Origin of the sequence: Mycobacterium sp. (genome assembly GCF_025933915.1) — a bacterium.
In the GTDB taxonomy this organism is placed as follows: domain Bacteria; phylum Actinomycetota; class Actinomycetes; order Mycobacteriales; family Mycobacteriaceae; genus Mycobacterium.
Genome location: NZ_JAICZA010000002.1, coordinates 1 through 26,689, shown reverse-complemented (window position 1 = coordinate 26,689; position 26,689 = coordinate 1). Strand labels below are relative to the sequence as shown.

12 protein-coding genes and 2 pseudogenes are annotated in these 26,689 nt (G+C 66.4%); 7 read left to right on the top strand and 7 right to left on the bottom strand.

Annotated features, from left to right (window positions below):
- Window positions 1–34: 34 nt before the first annotated feature.
- Window positions 35–871 carry a DegV family protein gene (locus Q0W90_RS00380; protein ID WP_297772584.1) on the top strand — a complete coding sequence of 279 codons (837 nt, stop codon included), beginning with the start codon at window positions 35–37 and terminating at the stop codon, window positions 869–871.
- Here the strand turns inward: Q0W90_RS00380 and Q0W90_RS00375 are convergent.
- The 3 genes from Q0W90_RS00375 to Q0W90_RS00365 all read right to left on the bottom strand — a co-directional run bounded on the left by Q0W90_RS00375 (window position 868) and on the right by Q0W90_RS00365 (window position 5,459).
- Window positions 868–3,774 (bottom strand): MMPL family transporter, encoded by a 2,907-nt coding sequence (locus Q0W90_RS00375; protein ID WP_297597737.1) that lies wholly within the window; start codon window positions 3,772–3,774, stop codon window positions 868–870. The genes Q0W90_RS00380 and Q0W90_RS00375 overlap by 4 nt on opposite strands.
- Window positions 3,771–4,235, bottom strand: a complete 465-nt coding sequence (locus Q0W90_RS00370; RefSeq protein ID WP_297772582.1) for an MmpS family transport accessory protein — start codon at window positions 4,233–4,235, stop codon at window positions 3,771–3,773. Before Q0W90_RS00370 ends, Q0W90_RS00375 begins: the two co-directional genes overlap by 4 nt.
- Before the next feature lie 165 nt (window positions 4,236–4,400).
- The gene (locus Q0W90_RS00365; RefSeq protein ID WP_297772580.1) at window positions 4,401–5,459 is read right to left on the bottom strand and encodes a dihydrodipicolinate reductase; all 1,059 of its coding nucleotides are present in this window, start codon (window positions 5,457–5,459) and stop codon (window positions 4,401–4,403) included.
- 578 nt (window positions 5,460–6,037) lie between these two features.
- On the opposite strand from Q0W90_RS00365, the pseudogene Q0W90_RS24485 reads away from it, so the two are divergent.
- Window positions 6,038–6,331: pseudogene (locus tag Q0W90_RS24485) on the top strand (ParB/RepB/Spo0J family partition protein); the annotation flags it as partial.
- A gap of 570 nt (window positions 6,332–6,901) precedes the next feature.
- Window positions 6,902–7,033, top strand: a complete 132-nt coding sequence (locus Q0W90_RS00360) for a hypothetical protein (protein ID WP_297597745.1) — start codon at window positions 6,902–6,904, stop codon at window positions 7,031–7,033.
- Window positions 7,034–7,057: 24 nt separating this feature from the next.
- Here Q0W90_RS00360 and Q0W90_RS00355 read toward each other — a convergent pair whose 3' ends face one another.
- Together Q0W90_RS00355 and Q0W90_RS00350 are read right to left on the bottom strand one after the other, a co-directional pair.
- Window positions 7,058–8,149 (bottom strand): PE-PPE domain-containing protein, encoded by a 1,092-nt coding sequence (locus tag Q0W90_RS00355; protein ID WP_297597747.1) that lies wholly within the window; start codon window positions 8,147–8,149, stop codon window positions 7,058–7,060.
- 123 nt (window positions 8,150–8,272) lie between these two features.
- The gene (locus Q0W90_RS00350; protein ID WP_297597749.1) at window positions 8,273–9,679 is read right to left on the bottom strand and encodes a condensation domain-containing protein; all 1,407 of its coding nucleotides are present in this window, start codon (window positions 9,677–9,679) and stop codon (window positions 8,273–8,275) included.
- Window positions 9,680–10,008: 329 nt separating this feature from the next.
- On the opposite strand from Q0W90_RS00350, the gene Q0W90_RS00345 reads away from it, so the two are divergent.
- A complete protein-coding gene (locus Q0W90_RS00345; protein WP_297772578.1) occupies window positions 10,009–21,093 on the top strand; it encodes a type I polyketide synthase in 11,085 nt (3,694 codons plus the stop codon).
- A gap of 87 nt (window positions 21,094–21,180) precedes the next feature.
- Here the strand turns inward: Q0W90_RS00345 and Q0W90_RS00340 are convergent, their stop codons facing one another.
- Both Q0W90_RS00340 and Q0W90_RS00335 read right to left on the bottom strand, forming a co-directional pair.
- Window positions 21,181–22,287 carry an acyl-CoA dehydrogenase gene (locus Q0W90_RS00340; protein ID WP_297772576.1) on the bottom strand — a complete coding sequence of 369 codons (1,107 nt, stop codon included), beginning with the start codon at window positions 22,285–22,287 and terminating at the stop codon, window positions 21,181–21,183.
- Window positions 22,288–22,294: 7 nt separating this feature from the next.
- Window positions 22,295–23,455 carry an acyl-CoA dehydrogenase family protein gene (locus Q0W90_RS00335; RefSeq protein ID WP_297601980.1) on the bottom strand — a complete coding sequence of 387 codons (1,161 nt, stop codon included), beginning with the start codon at window positions 23,453–23,455 and terminating at the stop codon, window positions 22,295–22,297.
- Window positions 23,456–23,654: 199 nt separating this feature from the next.
- On the opposite strand from Q0W90_RS00335, the gene Q0W90_RS00330 reads away from it, so the two are divergent.
- From Q0W90_RS00330 to Q0W90_RS00320, 3 genes and pseudogenes are all read left to right on the top strand, one after another.
- On the top strand, window positions 23,655–24,512 hold the full coding sequence (locus tag Q0W90_RS00330; RefSeq protein ID WP_297601978.1) for a ComEA family DNA-binding protein: 858 nt from the start codon (window positions 23,655–23,657) through the stop codon (window positions 24,510–24,512).
- 50 nt (window positions 24,513–24,562) lie between these two features.
- Window positions 24,563–26,077, top strand: a complete 1,515-nt coding sequence (locus tag Q0W90_RS00325; RefSeq protein WP_297772630.1) for a ComEC/Rec2 family competence protein — start codon at window positions 24,563–24,565, stop codon at window positions 26,075–26,077.
- Window positions 26,078–26,107: 30 nt separating this feature from the next.
- Window positions 26,108–26,689, top strand: a pseudogene (locus tag Q0W90_RS00320) (DNA polymerase III subunit delta); the annotation flags it as partial.

The window sequence follows — 26,689 nt, the reverse complement described above, 5'->3', positions numbered from 1 at the left end:
ATGCAGAGCGAAGCGATGAGGAGGAGCGGCGCTCGTGACCGTCGTGGTGGTGACCGACTCGTCGGCGCGGCTGCCGGCCGACCTACTCGAAAAGTGGGGGATACGTGTCGTTCCCCTGCACATCTTGCTCGACGGGGCCGATCTACGCGACGGCGTGGACGACATTCCGGACGACATCCACCAGCTTGCGGCCACCACCGCGGCGGCGACCCCGGCCGAACTCGCCGACGTGTACCAGCAGGCGTTGGCCGACAGCGGCGCCGACGGTGTGGTGGCAGTGCACATTTCGTCGGCACTGTCGGGAACCTGCCGGGCCGCCGAACGCACCGCCGCCGACCTGGATCCCAACGTGCGGGTCGTCGACTCCAAATCGGCCGCGATGGGGATCGGCTTCGTCGCCCTGGCAGCCGCGCGGGCAGCGGCCGCGGGCGGTGACCTGGACGCCGTCACGGACGCCGCGCGCTCGGCCGTGGCACGCGGACACGCGTTCATCGTGGTGCATCGACTCGACAACCTGCGCCGCAGCGGGCGCATCGGTGGGGCGGCGGCGTGGCTGGGCACCGCGCTGGCGCTCAAACCGTTGCTGCGTATCGACGACGGGAAACTTGTTCTGGCCCAACGGGTGCGCACCGTCAGTCACGCGACGGAGGCGATGATCGATCGGGTCTGCGAGGCCGTCGGCGACGGCACGGCCGCCCTGGCGGTGCACCACGTCAACAACCCGGACGGCGCCGCCGAGGTGGCGACGGCGCTGGGCAAGCGGCTGCCGGCGTGCGAGCCGGCGATCGTCACCGAGCTGGGGCCGGTGCTCGCGCTTCACGTCGGCGCGGGCGCGGTCGCGGTGAGCGTGGCGAAACCACCGGTGGATTAGGCGCTCACCGGCCGGCGCGCGTTGTCGCCGCGCGGGTGGACAACCTGCGGCCACCAGAACCACCGTCCGAGCAAGGTGGCGATCGATGGCATCAGCAGCGTGCGCACGATCAGCGTGTCGAGCAGCAGACCGATGCACACCGTCGACCCGAACTGACCGAGCACCCGCAGATCGCTACCCAGCATGGATGCCATGGTGAAGGCGAACACGAGGCCGGCCGCCGTCACCACGCCGCCGGTGCCGGCCATCGACCGGATGATCCCCGTCTTGAGCCCCCGATGGATCTCCTCGCGGAACCGGGAGACCAGTAGCAGGTTGTAGTCGGATCCGACGGCCAGCAGGATGATGACCGACAGCGCCATCACTATCCAGTGGATTCTGATGCCGAACAGATCCTGCCAAATCAGCACGGACAGACCGAATGACGCCGCGATCGAGCTGGCCGCGGTGCCGACGATCACCAGCGCGGCCACCACGCTCCTGGTGAGCAGCAGCATGATCATGAAGATCAGCGTCAGGGCCGACACCACGGCGATCATCAGGTCGTATTTCTCGCCGTCGGCCATGTCCCTGAACGTCGCCGCGGTTCCGCCGAGATACACCCTGGCATCCGACAGCGAGGACTGCTTCAACGCCTCCTGCGCGGCGGTGCGCTCGGCGTCGACCTGGGCGATGCCCTCGGGCGACATCGGATCACCCTGGTGCGTGATGAAGAACCGCGCCGACTTACCGTCCGGCGACAAGAACATCCGAAGGCCCGTCTGGAAATCGGGGTTATCGAAGGCCTCCGGCGGGAGATAGAAGAAGTCGTCGTTCTTCGACGTGTCGAAGCTTTGGCCCATGACGATGGCGGTGTTGCTCATCGCCTCCATCTGGTCGATCATCGCCTTGAACGTCTGGTAGAGCGTCAGCGTGATGCCCCGGGTGGTCTTCAGCGTGGCGATCAGCGTGGGAAACAGCGTCATCAGTTCGTGGGTTGCGTCGGCCGTGTGCTGGATGTCGCCCGTGAGCACGTGGAACTGCTCGGCGAGCTGGTCGAAACCGTCCATCGTGTCCCACAGGGACCGTAATCCGTAGCACAGCGGAATGTCGTAGCAGTGCTTCTCCCAGTAGAAGTAGGTGCGCACCGGTCGGAAGGTGTCGTCGAAGTCCGCGAGGTGATCGCGCACGGAATCGGTGATCTCCGACGTGAGCGCCGTGGTCTTTGCGCTGTCGTCGGCGGCTTTGGCCAGATCCTTTGTCACCTCGTACTGGCGCTGCGTGGTGTCGATCTGGGTCTGCAGGTCGTCGGTCAACCTCAGGATGTCGGCGATGCGCTCCTTGAGGAAGCTCATGTTCTGCATCGTCGTCTGGCTTTGGACGCTGTTCTGGAACGGAATCGAGCTGTGCTGAATCGGAATGCCCAGCGGCCTGGTGATGTCCTGGACCATCGCGATGCCGAGCGTGCGCATCTCGTTCTTGGCCACTCGGTCCAACACCAGCATGTCGGCCGGGTTCCGCATGTCATGGTCGGATTCGACCATCAACAGGTCGGGGTTCATCCGCGCCTCGGAGAAATGCCGATTCGCGGCCTCTTGCCCTTGATTGGACGGGGCCGACAACGGCAGGTAATGGCGGTCGTTGTAGCTCGTGTGGAAGCTCGGTAGGGCGATCATGCCGACCAACACGACGGCGGCGCTGACGACCAAAACCGGTGCGGGCCAACGCACTACGGCGGTACCCACGCGGCGCCACAGCCGCCCACCCTTGGCCGCCCGCTTGGTTTCGAAGAGGTGGAAGCGGCTGCCGATGAAGACAACCGCGGGGCCTAACGTCAGGCCGGCCGCCACCACCACCAGCATGCCGATCGCCACCGGTGCGCCCATGGTGTTGAACCAGGGCAGCCGCGTGAAACTCAGGCAGTAGGTCGCCCCGGCGATAGTCAGCCCGGACCCCAGGACGACGGGGGCCACCCCTTTGAAGGTGGTGTAGTACGCGGTTTCTCGATCCTCGCCTTCGCGCAGCGCCTCTTGATAGCGGCCGACCAGGAAGATGCCGTAGTCCGTTCCGGCGGCGATCGCCAGCATGGTGAGGATGTTGGCGGCGAAGGTGGTGAGACCGAATGCGTTGTGGTACGCGAGAACCGCGACGACGCCCCGCGAACAGGCCAGCGCGACAAAGGTCATGAACAACTGGATCAATGTCGTGACGATGGACCGGTAGACCAGCAGCAACATGATCGCGATGGCGCCCAGGGTGAACAGCGTGATCTTGGCCAGGCTGGCGTTACCGATGATGTGCATGTCGTCCGACAGCGCCGCGGGACCGGTGACGTAGGCCTTCACGCCGGGTGGCGCCTTGTTCGCCTCGATCACCTTCCGCACGGCGTCCACGGACTCGTTCGCCTGCGTCGTGCCCTGGTTACCGGCGAGGTTCACCTGCACATAGGCGGCCTTGGCGTCGGCGCTCTGAGCGCCCGCGGCCGTCAACCGGTCGCCCCAGAAGTCCTGGATGTGCTGAATGTGCTTGGGGTCCTGGCGGAGTTGCCGAATCAGCTTGTCGTAGTACTGGTGCGCGTCCGGGCCGAGGGGGTGCTGACCCTCCAGGACGATCATCACAGTGCTGTTCGAATCGAATTCGTGGAAGTTATGGCCGAGGCGCAGCATCGCCTTCATCGACGGAGCGTCCAGCGGCGCCATCGGCGCCGAATGCGCCTCGCCGACGACTTCCAACGAGGGAACGATGACGTTCACCAACACCGTGACGGCCAGCCAGCCCAAAATGATCGGTATCGCGAAGATGCGGATCGCATGGGGAAGGTAGGGGCGGTGGCCGCGGTCGGCCATCGACCGGCCCCGGGTTGTGATCGGGCCGGTGTCGGCCGCGCTCAGGACGCGTTCGGTCTCGTTGTTCACATCGCTCATGCGGACTTCACCAGGCAGAAGGTCTGGGCGTTATGGCCGTCGGAGTTCTGGCGATCGCGGACGACGCCGTCCACGGTGATCGTGCAGCTGATCGTCCTGCCGTCGCTCTGCGCCATGATGTTGGCGCTCACCGACGGCAGCGTGGTCGAGATCGTGGTCGACCAGGGCAGCGGGGCGTTGTCGACCTGATGCGTGTTGGCGTTTTCGTCCCAGTAGTTGATGTTCGCCGTCGTGCCCGGGGAGCCGGAGATTTCGTAGACGACGACCTTCGGGTTGAACTGCACGATTTCGATCCCTTGGCCGGCGTTTGCGTTGAGATCTTCGGAGCCGAAGATCTTGTGTAGCCGCGACACGATCAGCGCCGAGACCGCCAGAACGACCACCAGCAGCAGCGGTATCCACCCGTGCTTCAGGACGCGGGTCACGACGCCGGGGCGAGGACCTGAGTGAGGACTACTCATCACCCGACCGCCTTTCGCCCACCGCTTCGGGCCTTGCCGCAAAGCTCACCAACCAGCGCCGACGACACCAATGTCAACGGAACGTTTGCTCAGCTAGGCATCCTAACCTTAGTGCACGCAAGCGTTCCTCCTGGGGGCCGCCGGGTGGGGCGAGCGGCATTGCCGCTAGCGCGCCAGGCGGCCGGTGACCGGCGGCAAATCGGCCAGCGTCATGATTCCCGGCCTGGCCGCCACCACCGCCGGGACGGCATTGGTAACCGGCATCGCGGTGTAGATCATTCCCAGCCCCATGAACCCGGGCTCGGTCCAGTCTTTGGGTGGCAGGCAGTGCAGAACGGTGCGCATGTTGGGCAGCCCGAACACCTGTATGACGTGCCCGTGCTCGAGCGGTTTGGGTGGGACGACGTGGCTGCCCATGGTCCAGTTGAATCCGACGCTGACGACGTTGCGATCGCCGACCCAGCCGCGGTGGTAGCCGTAGACGCTGCCGACCGTTCCGGCGGGAATCTTCATGAACCCCAGGTCGGAGTCACCGGTGGCCGGGGTGAAGGTGACGTCGAAGGTCATCTTGTCCAGCTTCGCCCCGATCGCGTCGGCCATCATCGCCGCCGATTCGGCGAAGACCTCGCTTTCCCGGCGCACGCTGTCGGCCAACCCCGGGGTGTCGGGGTCTTGCGAGAACCCCATGGCGGTTTGGGTCTCCGCCGATTCGTAGGTCGAGCAGTCCACGGACTCGGTGATCCGAATCTCGTCGACGCGCTCGCACGAGGCGGACAGCACCATGCCGACCATGTTGGTCATGCCCGGGTGCGCGCCGCTGCCGAAGATCGTCGAATTGCCCTTTTGGCAGGCCTCCTCGACGCGTTTGCGGTCCTGGGGCGTCTGCTTGCCGCCGGTGATCCAGGCCGCGCTGGTGCAGACGTTGACACCCGATTCCAGCAGCCGCACCAGCTCATCGATGTTGGGCCACAACGGGTTATAGCAACACGCGTCGGCGCCCAGGGCCAGCAGCGCGTCGACGTCGTTCGTCGCCCGCACCCCGGTCGGCTCAGGCCAGCCCGCCAGTTCGGCGGCGTCGACGCCGACCTTTTCCTCGCCGTGGGCATAAACCCCGACCAGTTCCATGTCCCCTCGCCCGATGATGGCGTGCAGTGACCGCCGCCCGATGTTGCCGGTCGTCCACTGGATCACCCGCAGCGGACGGTCTGTAGTTGCGTTGCTCATCGGGACTCCTTTGTGCCGGTGTGACGGAGTCATTATCGCCGAAAGAGCCAGGTGCGCGCGGGTGCGGGTCGATGCGCACGTCGGAATTCGCGATGATGCGAGCGACACGGCGAGCCGGCGCGGGCTATTGTCTGTTGCTACACCGATGGGCCGGCTCGGCGTCTGCAGAGCAGATTGACGAAGGCGATCCGCTATGGAAATTTGATACTCAACTGTGAGAGGTAGATTCTCGCCAATCGAGATTGCCGAAACGGAGTAGCGGATCGTGAACAAGCTGACCGCGGTGGCCTTGCTGCCGCGACGACCAGCGCGTCGAGAAGCTCCACTCGTGGCCGTCGATACCACCGCCCTCTCAGCCGGGCGGCTCGCGGCCTCGTCGGCGAACCTGGCAATTCCGATCGGGGCAGACAAACTCGCCGTGATGGGCGTGGGATGACAGACCGCTGGTTTCAGACTGGTCATGCCAAATCGAATACGGTGATCGCCGATCGACGCCGAAGGCAAATGAGAGCGACATACGAGTAACCACGACATAAATACGCGCTGCGGTTAGTGCACGGATACGATAGGGGGGCCGGATGCCGACGTGTCCGGTGGCGGAGTGGCTATCTCAAGAGAACTCTCTGCCGGTTGAGAATGTCTCCGTGGTGTTAATTCACAATTCACTCTCTCCTAGGGAGAACAAAGCGAACGAAGACCACATCAAGATCTTGGCACAATCACCGGTACCGTTGCCTCCCATAGTAATTCAGCGCACCTCGATGCGGGTGATCGATGGCGTGCACAGGCTACGCGCGACCCAGCTGCGGGGCGACGAGTCAATAGCAGCAAAGTTCTTCGAAGGCAGTGACGCCGAAGCATTCGCGCTCGCAGTACATTTGAATGTCACACACGGTCTACCCCTTACCCTTTCGGAACGAAAGACTGCGGCGCGACGCATCCTCTTGTTGAACCCCCATCGCTCGGATCGCTCTATCGGGCTGCTCGCAGGGGTGTCACACAAAACGGTAGCCACGTTGCGCAGGTGTACAACTGAGGAAGATTCCCAATTAGACGTTCGACTCGGGCGCGACGGAAAAACGCGACCGATCAGTCCGATCAACGGCCGGCGACGCGCCGCCGAATTCCTATCGATAAACCCCGACGCGTCATTGCGAGAGATAGCGCGCAATGCAGGCGTCTCTGTGAGCACTGCGCGCGACGTACGGGCGCGTTTCGAAAGAGGCGAAAATCCGCTACCCGATAGCCTTGGTAAGACATCGAACTCGTGCATCGAACCGGTGGGAGACGCTCCACAACCGACCGAGGATCCATCCGCCGGCGATCGGCACGACGCGCCTCCTGAGGTCCACGACCACGACCTTCTCCAACGACTCAGAAACGACCCCGCAGTGAGGTTCTCCGACAGGGGCCGCAGACTCCTGAGACTACTGTCGACGAACATGGCCGCAATCGGCGTCGTCAATGCGATCGTCGAAAATATTCCGATCCACTGCTCGGCCACGGTCGCCGAAATAGCCAGAAGGAATGCGTGCGCTTGGCAGGAAGTCGCGAATAAGTTCGAAACCGTTTAGACGGCAACTAATTTCGCGAAAGCGCTACAGCGGCGGGCCAGGTAAGCCGGGCGGGGGGAAGATCGCGCGAACCTGGGCGGCGAAGCTTTCGATGGAATCGCGCGCGGCGGGGCCCAGGATGCCCACCGGGTCCATGCCGTTGACCGGATCCACGGAGACGGGCCTGGAAAGCACGTCGTCGTTGCGTGAATAGCCCGCATCGATCTGCGGCTGCAATGCCGCATCGATCTGGCTTACCAGACCGTCGGACCAGCCGAGGTAGCGCAGCGGCAAGGTCAGCGGAAGATGGTTCACCGGAACGAGATACGTCGTCGTCTTGGCGCCTCGCGCATTGACTGTCGTCCTGATGTTCTGTGGTGGCACGTCGTCCGGCCTGGTGAACGCCGCGGGGGTGTGCACGATCGTCGAGGCGAGGATCGCGTTGGCGTCGGCCAGCAGGTTGTCTGGCCTATCGGGAAAATCTCCGAAACCGTCGTATGCGGCGACGATTCTGTTGGTGTCGTACTGGCTGTCGACCTGCTGAGGCATGGTGTAACCGACAATCGGAATGCGGTCACCGGGTTTGAAGATGCCGGACGCAAAACTCGCCCCGAACGCGTGCGTTCCCACCGGGTCACCGATGGTCGTGAACTGCAGTCTGTCTGGCGGTGGTGCCTTCGGGTCGTCGGCCAGCCGCGCCTGTTCCTGATCGAGCGCGAGGTTTCCTTGCGACAAACCGACGGCGGCGGCCGGCTCTGCTCCGTCCCGAATGGCCTGATCCAGACTGTTCGTGGCTTGTTGGATCGCCTGGCCGACGGTCATTTTGTCTCGGGGCCCAGGAAACAGCTCTTGCGGCACCCAGCCGTAGAGGGCTCCGGCGGGATACTCGATGACGTCGCGCTCAGCGTTCGGAAAGTATCCGGACCCGGCCCGGTTGGTGTACTCGTACCAGGGAATGCCCGGCGGTCGCGCACCGCCTACCCCATAGACGACTCTGGCGGTCGCCGCGTCGCCCACCGGAGACGGGGTCGACGGCGTCCATGGAAACCCAGGGTCACCGCCCGCGACCCAAGGTCCGAATCCGCCTCCCGGACCCGCCAGCCATGCCGCGAATGCCGCTGCGACCAGTCGTTTCATCCGTCCACCCCCGGATAGCCTGTACCCGCCGTCACATTACACGCTGTTTAATTCGTTTAGGCCCCTTGAAGACTCGCGATATCGACCCCCATGGGGGCACGGTGTATCCCGGTTAACAGGGCGTCACCAATTCCCATGATCGGCGACCCGCGTACACGCGGATTTCATCGCTTCCATATAACGGGTGACTGATTTTTGGGCTACCGGGTTGTCGGGAAGCATCACCGCCATCACCGTGCCCTCGCCATACCGGAATACGTAGATGGTCAGCTGATATGAATACCTGCCGTCGGAGTAGATCCCGATATTCTTGGCACCGCCCAACTCCGCGGTGAGCACCGCGTTGAGTGGGGCCGCGCCGCCATGTAGGAAATTCGTCACCGGAAAGTTTGGTCGAGGCCAGTCCAACCATGGTGCCAATTCCAACACGCGATAGTAGGGCACCTTCGCCAAACTCAGACCCGAATCGAAAGACGCCTGCGCCGCCCACGCGGCTTCGCCGAACGATGCTGCAGCTATTGGGACGGTGATCGGAACCATGCCGGTGAACCAGCCCTGAGTCATGAAGTTTTCCGACGTGCGGCGGGTATCCCTGGGAGTGAGTCCGTAATAGGTGACCGCACCGGTGAACTCGTGTTCCACCTGGGCGATGCAGGCGAACAAACCGCCGATGAAGCGGGCACCGGCCGCGGTGCAGGCTGATTCGAATCTCTCCGTCTGTTCCGTGTCCAGCAGGATTTCGGCGACCATGGCACTGTCATTGGGCTCCAATGGATTACCCAGCGGCAGCGGGAACTCGGGAAGGCTCCCATTGTTGTTCTCGGCGAAGTCAATCCATGCGCGAACTTCCGGTGAATCGACATTCAAAGTGGACGTGTATTCGCGCTCTTGCAGGCAGTGATCGTGATAACTGCCGGCATCGGGTAGCGCAAGGGGCCCATTGCCTGCCGCCAACGAGGTGTACATGGCATAAGACTCCAGCATCGTGATGCCGATCAGCGACGCGTCGCCATGGACGTGATCAATACTCGCGTAGAACGTGAAGTGGTCCTCGCCTTGGACAATTCCAAAGCTGAAGCAACCCCACTGCAATGGATCCGGTGTGGCCACCACATGGTCGTAGAGTTCTTCGATCGCCATTTCGCCGTGATCGGTTGGCGCAAATTCGATATCAGCGGGATCGCCGATAACGTGCCTGACGATATCTCCGGTACCGCGGTACTCGAACCAGCTGCGATATGTGTCGTGGCGCCGCAGGTATGCGTTGAGGGCGTAATTCATGACCTCAACATCGCAGTGACCCGGGATCTCACAGGTGGCGACCAGCAGCCGTGAGTAATCGAGGCCGGCGGCCGTTCGTTCGTGGTAACCGCGAAGGTGTTGGGACTGCATGTAGGTGACGGGTACCGAACTGACCGGTGCTTCCCGGGCCGTTTCAAGAGCCGTAGCCGTCGGGTGCCAGGAGGTGACCGCGCCGGGGCTCAACTCCCAGTCGTCAATTGAACCGATCGTGATTTTCCCGATGCGCAATGTTTTCTCCTCGGTGTGGATGACTGCGATTCCCGTCCCGCGGCGGCGAGATCAAGATAGCCTCTTGGATGATCACCATCGCCGACTTGCCGGGCTCCAGAAGCGATAGCCACGGGCGCGGCAGCCGGTTATGGTGATGGGCGCCCGGCGCGGGACGCAGTCCGGAATCCGGCGACACCACTTGCCGTCGAGACATGATTCTGCTGTACACCCGGCTGGTGTGGTGCAGTGAACGATCAACGTCTGGGTTTGAGCTAACGCGGTCCAGGCAGCAGCAGGCTGGCCCGGGGGGATCCACCTCTGCCGGCCATGGCAGAGAGGACATCCGCATGGCATCCGTCGAAGATCCGATGGCGCAGGCATCGGGTTTTGCGATTGTCGGCTACTCAATACGGGTACCGGGGGCTGGCGATGCGGACGAATTCTGGGATGTCTTGCGGCACGGGCGAGATGCCGTATCGGAGGTGCCCTCGGACCGATGGGATGTTGAGGCATTCTTCGACCCGGACCCCGGGGTGCCGGGGAAGATCGTGACACGCCGGGCCGGCTTCATCGATGACGTAGCGGGGTTCGACGCGGCCTTTTTCGGGGTGTCGGCGCGCGAGGCCAAGATGATCGACCCGCAGCACCGACTGCTACTCGAAACGGCATGGCAGGCGCTGGAGCATGCGGGCACTGCACCGCTGGCTTTGGCGAACACCAAGACCGGTGTGTACGTGGGTCTGTCCACCCATGACTACTTCGGAATGATCTCGGATGAGCTGGATTACGCTGGGCTCGAGGCATATACGGCAATCGGGACGTCGGGTGCCGCGGGAGCGGGCCGGATCAGTTACCGGCTGGGGCTGCAGGGCCCGGCGGTCACGGTCGATACAGCGTGCAGTTCCTCGCTGGTGGCAATCCATCAGGCGTGCCAGGCGCTGCGCCTAGGCGAATGCGATCTCGCGCTCGCCGGCGGCGCGAACGTCCTGATCAGCCCGGGAACCATGATCACCTTTTCCCAAGCGCGGATGTTGGCTCCGGACGGCCGCTGCAAGACGTTCGACGCGGCCGCGGACGGCTATGTGCGCGGCGAGGGTTGCGGCGTCATCGTGGTGAAGCGGCTGGACGACGCGATCCGCGACGGGGACCGGATTCGGGCCGTCATCCGGGGCAGCGCGATCAACCAGGATGGTGCATCGGGCGGCTTGACGGTACCGAACGGCGTTGCCCAGCAACGGGTTATCACCGAGGCGCTGGAGCGCGCCGGTGTCGCCGCCGGCGACGTCGGATACCTGGAGGCGCACGGAACCGGGACATCGCTGGGTGATCCGATCGAAGTCCAGGCCGCGGCCGCGGCGCTCGGCGGCGGGCGCGACGACGGCCGGCCGCTGCTGATCGGATCGGTGAAGACGAACATCGGGCATCTGGAAGCGGCGGCCGGAATCGCCGGTCTGATCAAGGTCATCCTCTCGCTCGAGCATGAGGAATTGCCGAAGCACCTGAACTTCCGCAACCCATCCCCGCACATTCCCTGGGACCGGCTGCCGGTGCGGGTCGTGGACGAGGCCCTCACCTGGGAACGCAACGGTCGGCGCCGCATCGCCGGGGTCAGTTCGTTCGGGTTCTCCGGGACCAACGCGCACATCATCGTCGAGGAAGCCCCCGCATTGGCGCGGGCTGCCGTGGCACCGGTCGAGCCTTCCGACGGCAGACGCTTCAGCGTGTTGCCGCTATCGGCGCGCACCCCGGAGGCCTTGGTGCAGCTCGCCGACGAGTACCGCAGCTGGCTGGCCGCGCATCCGGAGGCCACATTGGCGGACGTGTGCCTCACCGCCGGGGTGGGGCGCTCCCACCTCGAGCACCGCGCCGCCCTGGTGGTGAATTCGACCGACTCCGCACGCGAGTTGCTCGGTGCGCTCGCCGACGACCGCCCGGCGCCGGGCTTGGTGCGGGGAGTGTGCACGGACACGCCGAAGACGGCGTGGTTGTTTCCCGGTCAGGGGAGCCAGTTCGCCGGCATGGCGCGGGAGTTGTACGAGACCGAGCCGGTGTTCGCTGAGGCCATGAACCGGTGCTCAGCCGCGGTCGCCGATGTGCTCGAAAGACCTTTGCTGGACGTCATTTTCGATGCCGACGGCGAAGACACGCTGCGGCAGACGAGCTATGCCCAGCCCGCCCTGTTCGCGGTGGAGATGGGTCTGGCCCGGCTCTGGCAGTCGTGGGGATTCGAACCCGATGTGGTGCTGGGGCACAGCGTCGGACAGTATTCGGCTGCCTGCGTCGCCGGCGTGTTGAGTCTCGACGACGGAGCATTGTTGCTTGCCGAGCGCGGACGCCTTTTCGGCGGTTTGCCCGCCGGCGGCCGGATGGTGGCGGTGTTCGCCGCCGCCGAGCGGGTCGAGAGCTACACCGACGAGTATCCGCGGCTCTCGGTGGCCGCCTACAACGGCGCCAACACCGTGCTGTCGGGACCCGCGGAGGATCTGGACCGGGCGGTGGGCGCGCTGAGTGCCGACGGTGTCCGCTGCGACTGGCTAGAGACCAGCCACGCCTTCCATTCGGCACTGCTGGACCCGGCCCTCGACGAATTCGAGTCGTACGCCAGCCGGTTCGATTTCAGCTCGCCGCAACGGACTTTGGTGTGCAACCGTACGGGCGCCGCCCTCGGCAGAAACGCGAAACTGGACGGCCCGTATTGGCGCCGCCACGCGCGCCAGCCGATCGAATTCGCCAAGAGTGTCGCCACTTTGGCCGATCTTGGTTGCGCGGTGCTGCTCGAGGTCGGTCCACAACCGGTGCTCACCGCATCGGCCCTGCGGGCATGGCCCGACGCGGCGACCGCGCCACGGGCTATCGCGTCGTTGCGCCGAAACGGCACCGACCACCGTCAGATCACCGAAGCCGTTGCCAGCGCTTACATTGCCGGCCACCTGCCCCAGTTCAGCGCCATCCAGCAGGAACCGGCCCGCAAGCTCGACCTGCCCACCTATCCATTCCAGCGTCGCCAGTACTGGTTCCGCGATAAGCGGGTCCGGCCCGCCCAGCCCTCCGACCAAACCGCGGCCGCGCGCACCGAAGCCGTCCGGCTCCTCGAGGACGGCCGTATCGAGGAATTGGCCGCGCTGCTCGACGGTGGAAACGGCAATCAACATACGGCCGACGTGCTGACGAAGCTTGCCCTACAACATAATCGGCAGCGCAACGCCCAGTCCGTGGTGGACGCGCGCTACGAGATGCGCTGGGAAAAATCTGCTGCCGCGGTGACCGGGGTCGCAATCGCGGAATCCGGCGAGGGCACCGGTTGGCTCCTCATCGGCGATGATGCCGATGCGGTTCAGCCCTTGGTCGACGCGTTGGCCGCGCAGGGGCACCGGCACCGCATTCTCGGGTTGCCGGTCTCCGACGCGGACGAACAACGGCTCGAAGCCGCGTTACGGGCCGCGGCAGCGGAAGAACCGACGCTGCGCATCGTGCATTTCGCGGCCCTCGAGCCGGACCCGGAACCGTCGATGCGGTCGCTCCTGCGGATGCAACACCGCGTCCTGGGCGGAACACGGCGACTCTTCCGTGCCGCGGCCGCCGCCGAACTCCGCGCGCCCATCTGGTTGGTCACCCGCGGTGCGCAGCAAGTCGCCGACGCGGACACCGTGTCCCCGGTGCAGAGCTGCCTGTGGGGGTTCGGTCGCGCCGCCTCCCTGGAACATCCGCAAGTGTGGGGCGGACTCGCAGATCTACATGACGGTAGCGCCGACGAGTGGTCCCGGTTGATCAACCAAATGGCGGCGAAGCGCGGCCCGGCCGGTGGGGAAGACCAAGTTGCGCTGCGGGATCAAGCCGTCTATGTTCCCCGGCTGACTCGACGCGCTGGGCAACCGCTCGCCACGCCGCTGGTATTACGTGACGACGCAACATATCTGGTGACCGGAGGGATGGGTTCCGTCGGACTGGAAATCGCCGGGTACCTGGCCGGGCACGGTGCCCGACATCTGGTGCTGACCAGCCGGCGCTCACCAGGTGAGGCCGTGCAACGGCGCATAGATGCGCTCAGCGAACAGTACGGTTGCGAATTCCGGGCCATCGCCTCCGATGTCGCCGATCCGCACGACGTCGCCCGCCTGTTGGCCACCGTGCAGGCCGAGCTACCACCGCTGGCCGGCATCGTCCATGCGGCCGGCGAGATGGGTACTACACCGCTGAGCGCCCTGGACGACGCCGAAGTCGATCGAGTGTTCGCCGGAAAGGTCTGGGGTGCTTGGTATTTGAGCGAAGCTACCGCGGACATGCGACTGGACTTTTTCCTGAGCACCTCCTCGATCGCCTCGGTGTGGGGCAGCTTCGGTCAGACCGCGTACAGCGCGGCCAACGCCTTCCTGGACGGGTTGTCCTCCCGGCTGCGTGAGCAGGGGCACGTCAGCGTCAACTTCGGTCCGTGGTCGGCCGGTATGGCCGACGAGGACGCCCGTGCGCGACTGGATCAGCGCGGGGTCGTGACGTTGTCGCCCGCCGACGCGCTGGCCGGAATGGCTGATCTCATGGTGGCTGCTGCCTCATCGGGGGCGGCCCAGAGGCCCGCCCAAGGGGTGGTGGCCCGGATCGACTGGTCCCGTTTCCTGCCGCTCTATCAGCTTTCGGGGAAGCGGCCATTCCTGGCGGAGCTGGACCGGGAGGCACCCTCGTCGGTGCCCGCAGCGGTACCGTCCGGCACCACCCGATTGGTCGAGCGGCTCACCGTCGCACCGGTGCAGCAGCGGAAAAAGCTGGTGCTGGAACATCTGCGCGACGTCGTCGCGGAGGTGACGCGGATCGACGTCGCGGACATCCGCGAGGACGCCGGATTCTTTGATCTGGGCATGGATTCGCTGATGGCCGTCGAACTGCGCCGCAGGGTGGAGCACGCCGTGGGCAAGGAGCTGCCGGCGACTCTCGCGATGGACTACCCACGCCTGGTCGACGTGGCGGACTACCTACTCGGCGACGTGCTCGGTCTCAACGCGCAGGCTTCCGCCAAATCGGGCGCCGATTCAGGGGCCCAACCGGCCGCGGTGACGGCGTCACCCAAAACGGGCCGCACCGATGAGCCGATCGCCATCGTCGCGGTGGCCTGCCGCTTTCCGGGCGCGCCGGATCCCGACGCCTTTTGGGACATGCTGTCCGACGGTGTCGACGCGGTGCGGGAGATCCCCGAGGACCGTTTCGACATCGACGAGTTTTACGACCCGGATCAAGAGACGCCGGGCAAGATCTACACCCGCTGCGGCGGATACCTCGACGGCATCGACGGCTTCGATCCGGAATTCTTCGGTATTTCCCCACGCGAGGCCGTGTGGATCGATCCGCAGCAGCGGCTGATGCTGGAGATCGCGTGGGAGGGCCTGGAACGTGCCGGGTATTCGCCTGCGTCGTTGCGCGGCAGTCGAAGTGGCGTGTTCGTCGGTGTGGCTGCCAACGAGTATTCGCATCTGTTGTCCAGCGATTCGGTCGAGTCCATCGAAGCCCACTTCATCACCGGCAACGCGCTCAATGCCATCTCGGGTCGGGTTGCCTTCGCGCTCGGACTGGAAGGGCCGGCCGTCGCGGTCGATACCGCGTGCAGTTCGTCGCTCGTGGCCGTCCACCAGGCCTGCCAGGCGTTGCACTCCGGTGACTGCGATCTGGCGCTGGCCGGTGGGGTGAACGTCTTGTTGAGCCCGGCGTCCATCGTCGCCGCCTCGCGCGCCAGGATGCTGTCACCCGATGGTCGATGCAAGACCTTCGACGCCGCCGCCGACGGCTATGTGCGCAGCGAAGGATGCGGGATTCTGGTGCTCAAGCGGCTGAGCGACGCGCAGCGCGACGGCGACCGGATTCGCGCGGTCATCCGCGGCAGCGCAGTCAATCAGGACGGCGCTTCCAGCGGTTTGACGGTGCCCAACGGCGGTGCGCAGCAACGGCTTATCGCCGCGGCGCTGGCCCGTGCCGGTATCGGTGGCGCGGACATCGACTACCTCGAGGCGCACGGGACCGGCACCGCGCTGGGCGACCCGATCGAGGTGCAGGCGGCCGCCGCCGTCTACGGCGCCGATCGTGATCCGAACCGGCCGCTGCTGATGGGATCGGTCAAGACCAACATCGGACACCTCGAGTCGGCGGCCGGGGTCGCCGGTCTGGTGAAGGTCGTGTTGTCTCTGCAAAACGAAGTGCTCCCGAAGAATCTGCACTTTGAGAAACCGTCGCCGCATATTCCGTGGGACTCCCTCCCGGTGCAGGTTGTGGACAAGGCAACTCCGTGGCTGACCAATGGCAGGCCACGCCGCGCCGGCATCAGTTCGTTCGGGTTCACCGGCACGAACGCGCATGTGCTCATCGAGGAGGCGCCACGGCAATCGGCGGCCACGGACGAGACCTCGGCAGACACGGTCTCACCCGATGTCACCGCGGCACCGGAGTCGGACGCCCGAAGGGAATCGGTCAGCGTGTTGCCCTTGTCCGCGCGGTCAGCCGACGGGCTGGTGGCGTTGGCGCACCGATATGGTGCCTGGCTGGATGCGCACCCGGACGTCGACATCGCCGATGTGAGCTTCACTGCCGGCGTAGGGCGTTCGCATTTCGAACACCGGGGCGCGTTGGTCGTGGATTCGGTCGGGGGAGCGCGCGAGCTTCTCGCCGAGTTGGCCGAGAACCGGCTGCGCCCGGGCGTGGTACGTGGCGAGTGCACGGATCCGCCGACGACGGCATGGTTGTTCACCGGGCAGGGCAGCCAGTACGTCGGGATGGCGCGCGAATTGTTCGACACCGAGCCAGTGTTCGCCGACACCGTGACGCGGTGTGCCCAAGCCGTCGATCCGATACTGCCGCGCCCCTTGCTCGAGGTGCTGTTGGGCACCGACGGTGACAGCGCAGAAGCGCTGCGGCACACCTCTTTTGCGCAGCCCGCGCTCTTCGCCGTCGAGATGGGCCTGGCCCGGTTGTGGCAGTCGTGGGGCATCGAACCCGACGTGGTTCTGGGGCACAGCGTGGGTCAGTACGCCGCGGCGTGTGTGGCCGAAGTGTTCAGCCTCGAGGACGGGGCACGGTTGATCGCCGAACGTGGCCGACTGTTCGGCAGTCTGCCCGAGGGCGGCCGAATGGTGGCGGTATTCGCCGACGCCCAGCAGGTGGAGGACGCCGCCGACGAATTCCCGCGAGTTTCGGTCGCCGCCTACAACGGCCGCAACACCGTGTTGTCGGGCCCGGGGGAGGATCTGGACCGCATTGTCGCCACATTCAGTGACGACGGAATCCGCTGCACCTGGCTGGAAACCAGCCACGCCTTCCACTCAGAACTGCTGGAACCCGTGCTCGACGAATTCGAGTCGTGCGCAGCGCGGGTGCAGTTCGGCGTGCCGACCCGCCCGCTGATCTGCAACCGCACCGGAACGGTGCTCACATCGGAAACTCCGCTGAACGCCCAATATTGGCGGCGGCATTCGCGCCAGCCGGTGCAATTCGCCGAAAGCGTGCGCACCGCGGCGGCGCTGGGCTGCTCGGTGGTGATGGAGATCGGTCCGCAACCGGTTCTGACCGCCGCCGCGCTGCAAGCCTGGCCGGAATCCTCGGCCGCGCCCAGGGCGATCGTTTCCCTGCGCAAGGGCGTCGATGCCCGGCGGCAGACCGCAGAAGCGTTCGCCACGGCCTATATCGCCGGGCACCGGCCCGATTTCGCTGCGCGGCAACATCTGCCACGCCGCAGGGTCGAACTGCCCACGTATCCGTTCCAACGCCGTCGCTACTGGCCCAAGACTTCCGGGATCGCCGGCGTCGACGTCGGGGGCGCTGCCGTATCCGGAATCTTGGGTAGCGCAAAGGACCTCGCCTCCGGCGACGCCGTCTACACCAGTCGACTGTCGGTCAAGTCGCAGCCGTGGCTGTCAGATCACGTCATCTATGGCACGGTCGTCGTTCCGGGTGCGACCTACGCGGCGATGGCCCTTGCCGCGGTCGGGGCGCCGGCGCGGGTGCAGGATGTCTTCTTCTACGAACCAATAATCCTGAGCGACAAGAATTCCCGAGAAGTGCAGCTGACTCTGCATCCGTTTGAAGATGGCGGCGGCTGGACTTTCCGGGTGCACAGCCGCCCGTACGGTGTTCGCGACGCCGAGTGGTCGTTGAACGCCGACGGCACCGTCGTCGACGGTGTCGACGAAGAGCCGGCACTTGACCCGCCGGATTCGATCGAGGTGGCGATCGAGCGACTGAGCCGCACGCGTCCGCAACAGTTGTTCGACACCTTCACCGACATGGAACTAGCCTGGGGGCCCACCTGGTCGACCTCGCTGAAATCACTGTGGGTCGGTGATGGTGAGGCGATCGGTGACGTCGCCGTCGGTGACGAACTCGCCGAACAGCTCGGCAGTGAGCCTGTGCATCCGGTGCTGTTGGACCTGTGCACCGGAGTCGCTTTCCCGGCCTTCCCGGCGCTTCTGGCGGCGACCGAACAGGGTGCGGTTCCTGACCTGTTCCTGCCGCTGCGGTACGGGCGGGTAATGCTGAGCGAACGGATGCCGCGACGGTTCTATTGCCGCGCGCGGTGGCAGAACGGTGGTCTGGACAGCGAAACGCAGGTCTTCGATCTCGATTTCATAAGTCGGGATGGTCGGCACCTGGGTGGAATTCGCGAATTCACGGTGAAACGTGCGCCGCGCGAGGCGTTGCTGCGCGGGCTCGGCGGCGATGCCACTCGGTTGCTGTACACGCTGGGCTGGCAAGAGATGGCGCCCCTGGCGCCGGGTGACGCTGATGGGAGCGCGAACGGTACCTGGCTGATTGCCGGATACGACGAACTGGCAACCGAATTGCCCGCCTGCATCCGGTTTGCCCCGACCGCCGACCCGGAGCACTGGCAGCGGCTGTTCGCGCAGGCTTCCGAGGGCGCGCCGGTCGCCGGGATCGTTTGGCGCTGCACCAGACCACCGCACGCGGCGGAGTCGAGCGCCGAATTCACCGCGCGGCTGGAGACCGAGATCGCCAATCTGCTCGGTGCCGTGCACGCTGCGCTGGCGGACGAGGCGGTGAAACTGACCGGGGGACTGTGGATCATCACCGAACGCGCGGTGGCGACCGAATCCGGTGAACCGGTCGACCCGGCGCAGGCGGCGCTCTGGGGGCTCGGGCGCACGATCATCGCCGAGCAGCCGACCCTGCGTTGCCGTCTCGTCGACCACGACGGGGCGGACGACACCGTGCACTGGTTGGCCAAGTTGTGCGGCGCATCCGGCATGGCCCTCGAGGAACCCGAACTCGCGTTGCGGCAAGGCAAGTTCCTGGTGCCGCGGCTACTGCCGTGGGCGCGTAGCGGCCATCTTGCGATGCCGCGCGCGACCGACTACGTCCTGGCGCCGACCGAGCGCGGCGCGATCGACAATCTTCGTCTGACCGAGACGGAAGTGGCGCCGCCCGTCGAGGGCGAGGTGCAGGTTCGGGTGGAGGCCGCCGGCCTCAACTTCCGGGATGTGCTCAATGTGCTCGGTCTTTACCCGGGCGATCCGGGGCCGATCGGTGGTGACCTGTCCGGCATCGTCACCGAGTTGGGCGACGGCGTCAGCGAATTCGAGGTGGGCCAACGCCTCATGGGCTTCATGCCGGGAGCCTTCGCCAGCCGGGTCAATGTGCCGGCTCAGCTGCTGGCTCCGGTGCCGGACGGGGTGGGTGCGGTGGACGCGGCGACGATACCCGCCGCGGCACTTACGGCCCGGCTCGCATTCGACTGGGCCAAGCTGCGGGCCGGCGACCGGGTGCTCGTGCACGCCGCCAGCGGCGGCGTCGGGCTGGCCGCGGTCCAGTTGGCTCGGCAGTGTGGTGCGACGGTCTTCGCCACCGCCAGCAGCTACAAACGGGCGATGTTGCGCAACATGGGTGTGGAATACGTCTACGACTCGCGCAGCACGGATTTCGCGGACCAGATCCTCGCCGACACCGGGGGCGCCGGCGTCGACGTGGTGCTCAACAGCCTGACCAATGAGGGCTTCGTCGCCGCGACCGTGCGGGCGACCGCGCAGGGCGGCCGATTCGCCGAAATCGCCAAGCGGGACATCTGGACGCGCGAGCAGATGGCGGAGGCCCGTCCCGATATCGACTACGAGATCGTTGCGCTGGACGGAACCATCGTGGCCGACCCCGAGCGCATTCGGGGACTGCTGGCCGAGGTGTCGGACGCGTTGGCCGGCGGCGAGATCACGCCGGTGCCCGCCGAGATCTACCCACTGACGGAGGCGAAGAGCGCGTTCCGCCGCATGCAACAGGCGCGGCACATCGGCAAGATCGTGGTGCAGATGCCGAATCCGTTGCAGCCGCGCGGCGATCGAAGCTATCTGATCACCGGCGGCCTCGGTGCACTCGGCCTGCACACGGCGTCGTATCTGGCCCAACTCGGTGCGGGTGACATCGTGTTGAGCAGCCGGCACATGCCCGATGCGGACGCACAAGCGTCGATCGCCGACATCATGGAGCGCTACCGGTGTCGGATCCACACCTTCGCGGCCGACGTCGGCGACGAGCTCCAGGCCGCAGAGCTGTTGGAGCGGATCCGCGCGGAATTGCCGCCGCTCGCGGGGGTGGCACACCTGGCCGGCGTGCTCGACGATGGGCTGTTGCCCCAGCAGAGCCTGGATCGTTTCCGGACCACCTTGGCGCCCAAGGCGTTTGGTGCTTGGAACTTGCATGGGTTGACGAAAGACGACGGTCTTGATTTCTTCATCATGTACTCGTCGGCTTCTAGCGTGCTCGGTTCGCCCGGGCAGGCCAACTACGCGACCGCCAACGCGCTGCTCGACGGACTCGTTGCAGAACGCAAGGCCCGAGGCCTGCCGGCGGTCGCCGTCAACTTCGGCCCCTGGGCGAAGGGCGGCATGGCCACTTCGCACGCCGCGCGCGCCAATCTCGGTGCGCAAGGCATGATTCCGCTGGAGCCCGCGGCCGCGCTAAACGCACTCGGCGAGATTTTCGGCCACGGCACCGGGCAGGCGATCGTCATCAAAGCGAACTGGCAGCGCGCCGCGAAAATGCTCGGCGGCTCTCGGCCACCGCTTCTCGACCACGTACTGCCAAGCGCTGTGGAGGCGTCACAGGGTGACAGCGAGTTGCTCCGGCAACTGCACGAGGTACCCGACGCGCAGCGGGCCGATTTCCTCACCGAATTCCTACAGCGCGAAGTTCAGAGTTTCCTGAGGCTCGCGCAGCCCCCGGTGGCAACCAGCCGGTTCCTGGACCTGGGCACGGATTCGCTGATGGCGGTCGAACTCCGCAACCGGCTGTACGGCCAGTTCGGTGGCGCGTTCACGATCAGCGCTACCGCGGTGTTCGACTATCCGACGATCAGGTCACTCGCCGAGTACCTGGCCGATCAGGTACCGGACCTCGATTCACCGTCAGGCGCGCGGTCGGATGAGGTGGAATCCGTCGAGCCCCTCACAGCCTGACCGTCGGCGGCGACGCACCCCCGGCATCCCGGTACGCGCTCCGGCCGACAGGAACGAGACAACCCGTTCGAAGAGCTCGGCGATGCGCTAGAGGCGAGCCAGGTCGTAGTCGCCGAGGTGGTCGATCAGGTTGTGCAGGTGCTCACCCGAGGTACCCAGGGTGTGTTCGATCGCGGTGAGCCGGGCCGCGTAGTGGCTGATCGGGTATTCCGCGGTCACCCCGATGCCGCCGTGCAGTTGGATCGACTCCTGCGCGATGTGTCGGCCCGAACGGCCGATCTGCAGCTTGGCCCGCGAGGCGATCAGCGGATCGAGGATGCCGTCGGCGATCGACATCGCCGCGTACAGGCTCATGCTGCGGGCCAATTCCAGCGAGACGTACATGTCGGCGGCGCGCTGCGTGAGCGCCTGGAACTTGTTGAGCGTGACACCGAACTGCTTGCGGGTCTTGAGATAATCGGTGGTCAGGCGCAGCGATTCCTCCATCGCCCCGAGTGCTTCGGCGCACAACGCCGACTGGATGCGGACGACGGCGTCGCGGATGGCGCCCGAGGCGTCGGTCGCCTCACCCAACGGTTCAGCCGGGGTGGAGTCCAGATCGATCTGGGCGCCGCGCTGCCCGTCGAAGGTCCGGTACGGGTGCCGGCTCGCCGCGCCCGCGTCGACCAAGAACAGGCCGCTGCCGCCGTTCGGCAGGGCGGCGCTGACCACCAACGTGTCGGCGGAGTCCCCGGCGAGCACCGGGTTCTTCCGGCCGCTCACCGCCCACGAATCACCTTGCTGTACAGCCTTGGTGGTTACATCGGCAGACGGCTTGCGCCGGCCCGGCTCGAGGTGGGCGAACGCCAGCAGCCGCTGCCCGGACGCGACCTCGTCGAGCAGCTGTTTCTGCTCCTGGCTGCCCAGCTCGGCGATTAGCGCGCCGGGCCCCAGTGCGGCGTGCAGGACGGGTTCCGGGGCCAGCCGACGCCCGATCTCGGTGAGCACCACCGCGATCTCGATCTGGCCGGACTCGTCGGGCTCAAAGCCGAGGCCGAGAATCCCGGTGTCGGCGAGCTGGCTCCAGACGTCGCGGCTCCAGCCGAGATCGGAGCCGATGACCTTGTTGCGGCTCTCCGGGTCATAGGTGCGAGCCAGCAGGTCGCGGGTGGTGTCGCGGAGCAGGGACTGCTCGTCGCTCAACTGAAAGTCCATGGCTGCCTCACAATCCCAAAATGGTGGACGCGATGATGTTGCGCTGCACTTCGCTGCTGCCGCCATAGATCGATGTCTTGCGGTAGTTGAGGTAGTGCGGCGCGCTGTGTTGCGCCCAGGACGGCGACGAGATGTCTTCACCGTTGGCCGGCAGCGCATCCGGCCCGGCGACCTCGACGAGCAGTTCGGTGGCCGCCTGCTGCAATTGGCTGCCGCGTAGCTTGAGCACCGACGACGCGGGGTTGGGCTGTCCATTCGCGGAGTCGGTGACCACCCGAGACTGCGTGAGTTCCAGTGCGAGCAGTTCGTTTTCGGCCTCGGCCAGCCGCGCCGCGAACAACGGGTCCTCGAGGATCCCGGTTGCCGCGGCGTGCTTCTTCAGCTCGGCGAGGCGCACCTTGGTCCGGCCCACGCCGGCGATGCCGGTGCGCTCGTTGCCGAGCAGGAATTTCGCGTAGGTCCAGCCCTTATTTTCTTCTCCGACAAGCTGGTTGGCGGGCACGCGGACGTCTTCGAAGAAAACCTCGTTGACCTCGTGGCCGCCGTCGATCGTCTTGATGGGCCGAAGGGTGATGCCCGGGGTCTGCATGTCGAACAGCAGAAAAGAGATGCCGGCCTGACGCTTGGGCGCCTGCGGGTCGGTGCGCACCAGGCAGAAGATCCAGTCCGCGTACTGGCCGAGCGTCGTCCATGTCTTCTGGCCGTTGACGACATAGCTGTCGCCGTCGCGGACCGCGGTGGTGCGCAGCGACGCCAGGTCCGAACCGGCCTCCGGCTCGGAGAACCCCTGGCACCACCAGATGTCGAGGCTGGCGGTCGGCGGCAGGAAGCGCTGTTTGACGTCCTCCGAACCGAACTCGGCGATCACCGGGCCCACCATCTTGGTGTTGAAGTTCAGCGGCTCCGGGACGCACGCGAGCTGCATTTCGTCGGCCCAGATCTGGTGCTGGGTGGGCGTCCAGTCCTTGCCGCCCCACTCGACCGGCCAGTTCGGCACCGCCAGACCGTGCTCGTGCAGGATCTTGTGGCTGGCGACGATGTCGTCGCGGTTCACCTCTGCCGAGCCCTCTCGCACCCGATCGCGCATCTCCTGCGGAATCTTGGTCGTGTAGATGTTGCGGAGTTCGTCGCGGAACGCGGCTTCCTCCGGTGTGAGCGCCAGTTGCATGGCGGCCTCCTGTCGTTTCGGGGTGAACGTGACGACCACTCGCCCCGAGCTGATTTCTGGCGATGCTGGTCGTTCGCTCGACCTCCATCTTGACCCATCCCGTGCGGGCCCTGTGCACAGCCTCGGGTTAATGCACAGATCGGCCCGGCAGCGTCGTTGGCCGGGCGGTCGCGACGGCTGGCGGGCCTACGGTCGGCCCATGCGAACAGAAATTCCGGGCGAGCGCCTACAGCGACGGCTCCGCGCCGAACCGGATACCGATGCGCTCGCCGAGCCCGAGGACGCCGGGGCGGCCTCGCACGAGGACCCCCCGAACGACGACCAGAATTCGCTGCTGCCGCGGTGGCTTCCCGACTCGTCCCAGAACGGGGGCTGGGTGGCGAAAGTGCGTGCCGACCCGGGACGCGCCGGCGCCATCGGGTTGGCGATCGTGGCGGCGCTGGCGGTACTGGTCACGGTTTTCACGTTGGTGCGCGACCGGCCGGCGCCGGTGATGTCGGCAAAGCTGCCCCCGGTGGAGAAGGTGTCGACGGCGAGCCCCCGCTCGTCGGCGAGCCCGACCGCCGAACCCGACCACCCGGTGGTGGTCAGCGTGGTCGGGCTGGTGCACACCCCTGGCCTCGTGACGCTCCCACCGGGCGCGCGCATCGCCGACGCGCTGCAGGCCGCCGGCGGCGCGGTCAACGGAGCGGACACCATCGGACTGAACATGGCCCGACCGCTCGGCGATGGCGAACAGATCGTGGTCGGTCTGGCTCCGGGGGCGGGGCAGCCGACCGCGCTGGGCAGTTCGGTGGCCCCCGGATCGACGCCCACGTCGAAAGCGCCGCCACCGCGGCCCGGGTCGGTCAAGCCCAAAGCCGGCCAGGCCGTCGACCTCAACGCCGCGACGGTGCAGGAACTCGACGCGTTGCCCGGTGTCGGGCCGGTAACCGCCGCCGCGATCGTGGCGTGGCGGCAAGCCAACGGCAAGTTCACCAGTGTCGACCAGCTCGCCGATGTCGAGGGCATCGGGCCGGCGCGGCTGGAGAAGTTACGCGCCCTGGTCCGTGTCTGACCCGGGTGCACCATCCCGGGTTGGGTGTCTCGCCTTCGGGGCGCGTCGACGTGCGGCTGGCGCCGGCCGCGCTGACCTGCTGGGCGGTGACTGCCGGCGGAATCTGGTGGCCGATCGGCCGGACCCTCGCCTGGTGTTGCGTCGTGCTGATCGGCGCTTCCGGAGCGCTCGCGTGGCACGCGCTGCACCGGCCAGGAGCAGCTGCGCGGTTGCGGGCGATCAGCGCCGGGCTCGCGGCGATCGGTGTCGTGGGGGCGGGATTCGGGTTCGCCGTCGCCCTACGCGCCGATGCGGTCGGTCGCCACCCGATCACCGCGGCATTCGGCACGATCGCTCCGGTTACGGTCATCCCGAGCGAAAGCGCGCAGTCGGTGGGCTCGGGAAATCAGGGCCGATTGATGTTTCGGGCCTCCCTGCAACGCGTGCGCGACGCGCAAATCTCCGGCCGGGTCGTCGTTTTCGCGCGCGCCGCGGATTTCGGCGGGCTGATGGTGGGCCAGCCGCTGCGATTCAAGGCGCGCGTCAATCGCCCGACTCGGCGCGACCTGACGGTCGCGGTGCTCAACGCCTCGGGCCGACCGACCATGGGCGCCGCGGGTGCCGTGCAACGGGCCGCGCACGGCGTGCGCAGTCGATTCTCCGCGGCGGTCCGTGACACGGTGCCCGGTGAGCAGGCGGCGCTGCTGCCAGCGTTGGTGCTCGGCGACACCTCGGCGGTGCCAGGCGAAACGGGCCGTGACTTTCGCGCGGCCGGCATGACGCACCTGATGGCCGTGTCGGGCGCCAACGTGACGATCGTGTGCGCCGCCGTGCTGTTCTCGGCCCGATTGATCGGTCCCCGGACGGCAGTCGTGCTTGCCGCCCTGACCCTGGTGGCCTTCGTCATCGTCGTGCAGCCGACGGCAAGTGTGTTGCGGGCCGCCGTGATGGGCGCCATCGCGTTGGCGGGAATGCTGTCTTCGCGTCGGCGGCAAGCCATTCCGGCCCTCGCCGGGACGGTGCTGGTGTTGTTGGCCGTCGCCCCGCAGCTGGCCGTCGACGTGGGGTTCGCGCTGTCGGTGCTCGCCACGGCCGCGCTGATCGTCATCGCACCGGTCTGGTCGCGGCGGCTGGCGGGCAGGGGATGCCCCAAGCCGCTGGCCGACGCGCTGGCCGTCGCGTGGGCCGCACAGATCGTGACCGCCCCTCTGGTTGCCGCGATTTCCGGCCGGTTCAGCCTGGTCGCCGCCGCCGCCAACCTCGTGGTCGCCGCCGTGATCGCGCCGATCACGGTGCTGGGCACCGCGGCGGCCGCGCTCTGCACGGTATGGCCGGGCGCCGCGCGGCTGCTGATTCGTTTCACCGGCCCCGAGTTGTGGTGGGTGGGCGGCGTGGCCCGCTGGGCGGCCGGCATGCCCGGCGCGACGGTGCCGGTTCCGGACGGTATGCCCGGCATGCTGATCGTCGGCGGTGCCACGGTGCTGGTGGTCGTGCTGTGGCGGTGGCGACGGTTCCGACTCGTTTCGGGGGCGGCGGTGTTGGGCGTGCTGGCGTGGTCGCTGTCGGGGCTCGTCGGTCGGTCGTGACACCATCGTGGGGTGAACGAGGTTTCGCCGTTGCACCTGGTCCTGGGAGACGAGGAACTGCTGGTCGAGCGGGCGGTGGCCGACGTGCTGCAGTCGGCGCGGAAACGGGCCGGCACTGACGACGTTCCGGTCAACCGGATGCGGGCGGGCGACGTCAGTACCTTCGAGCTTGCCGAGCTGCTGAGCCCCTCGCTGTTCGCCGACGAGCGCATCGTCGTGCTGGAGGCCGCCAGTGAAGCGGGCAAAGACGCTGCCGCAGTGATTGTTTCGGCCGCAACCGACATGCCGGCGGGCGTCGTGCTGGTGATCGTGCACTCGGGCGGCGGCCGGGCCAAGGCGCTATCCACCGAGCTGCAGTCGCTCGGCGCCGAGGTGCACCCGTGCGCGCGGGTCACCAAACTCAGCGAACGCATCGATTTCATCCGCAAGGAGTTCCGCGGTCTGCGCGTCAAGGCCGACGAGGCGACGGTCACCGCGATGCTGGACGCGGTCGGCTCCGATCTGCGGGAGTTGGCGTCCGCCTGCTCTCAATTGGTCGCTGATACCGGCGGGGTGATCGACGCCGCCGCGGTGCGCCGTTATCACAGCGGCAAGGCTGAGGTGAAGGGCTTT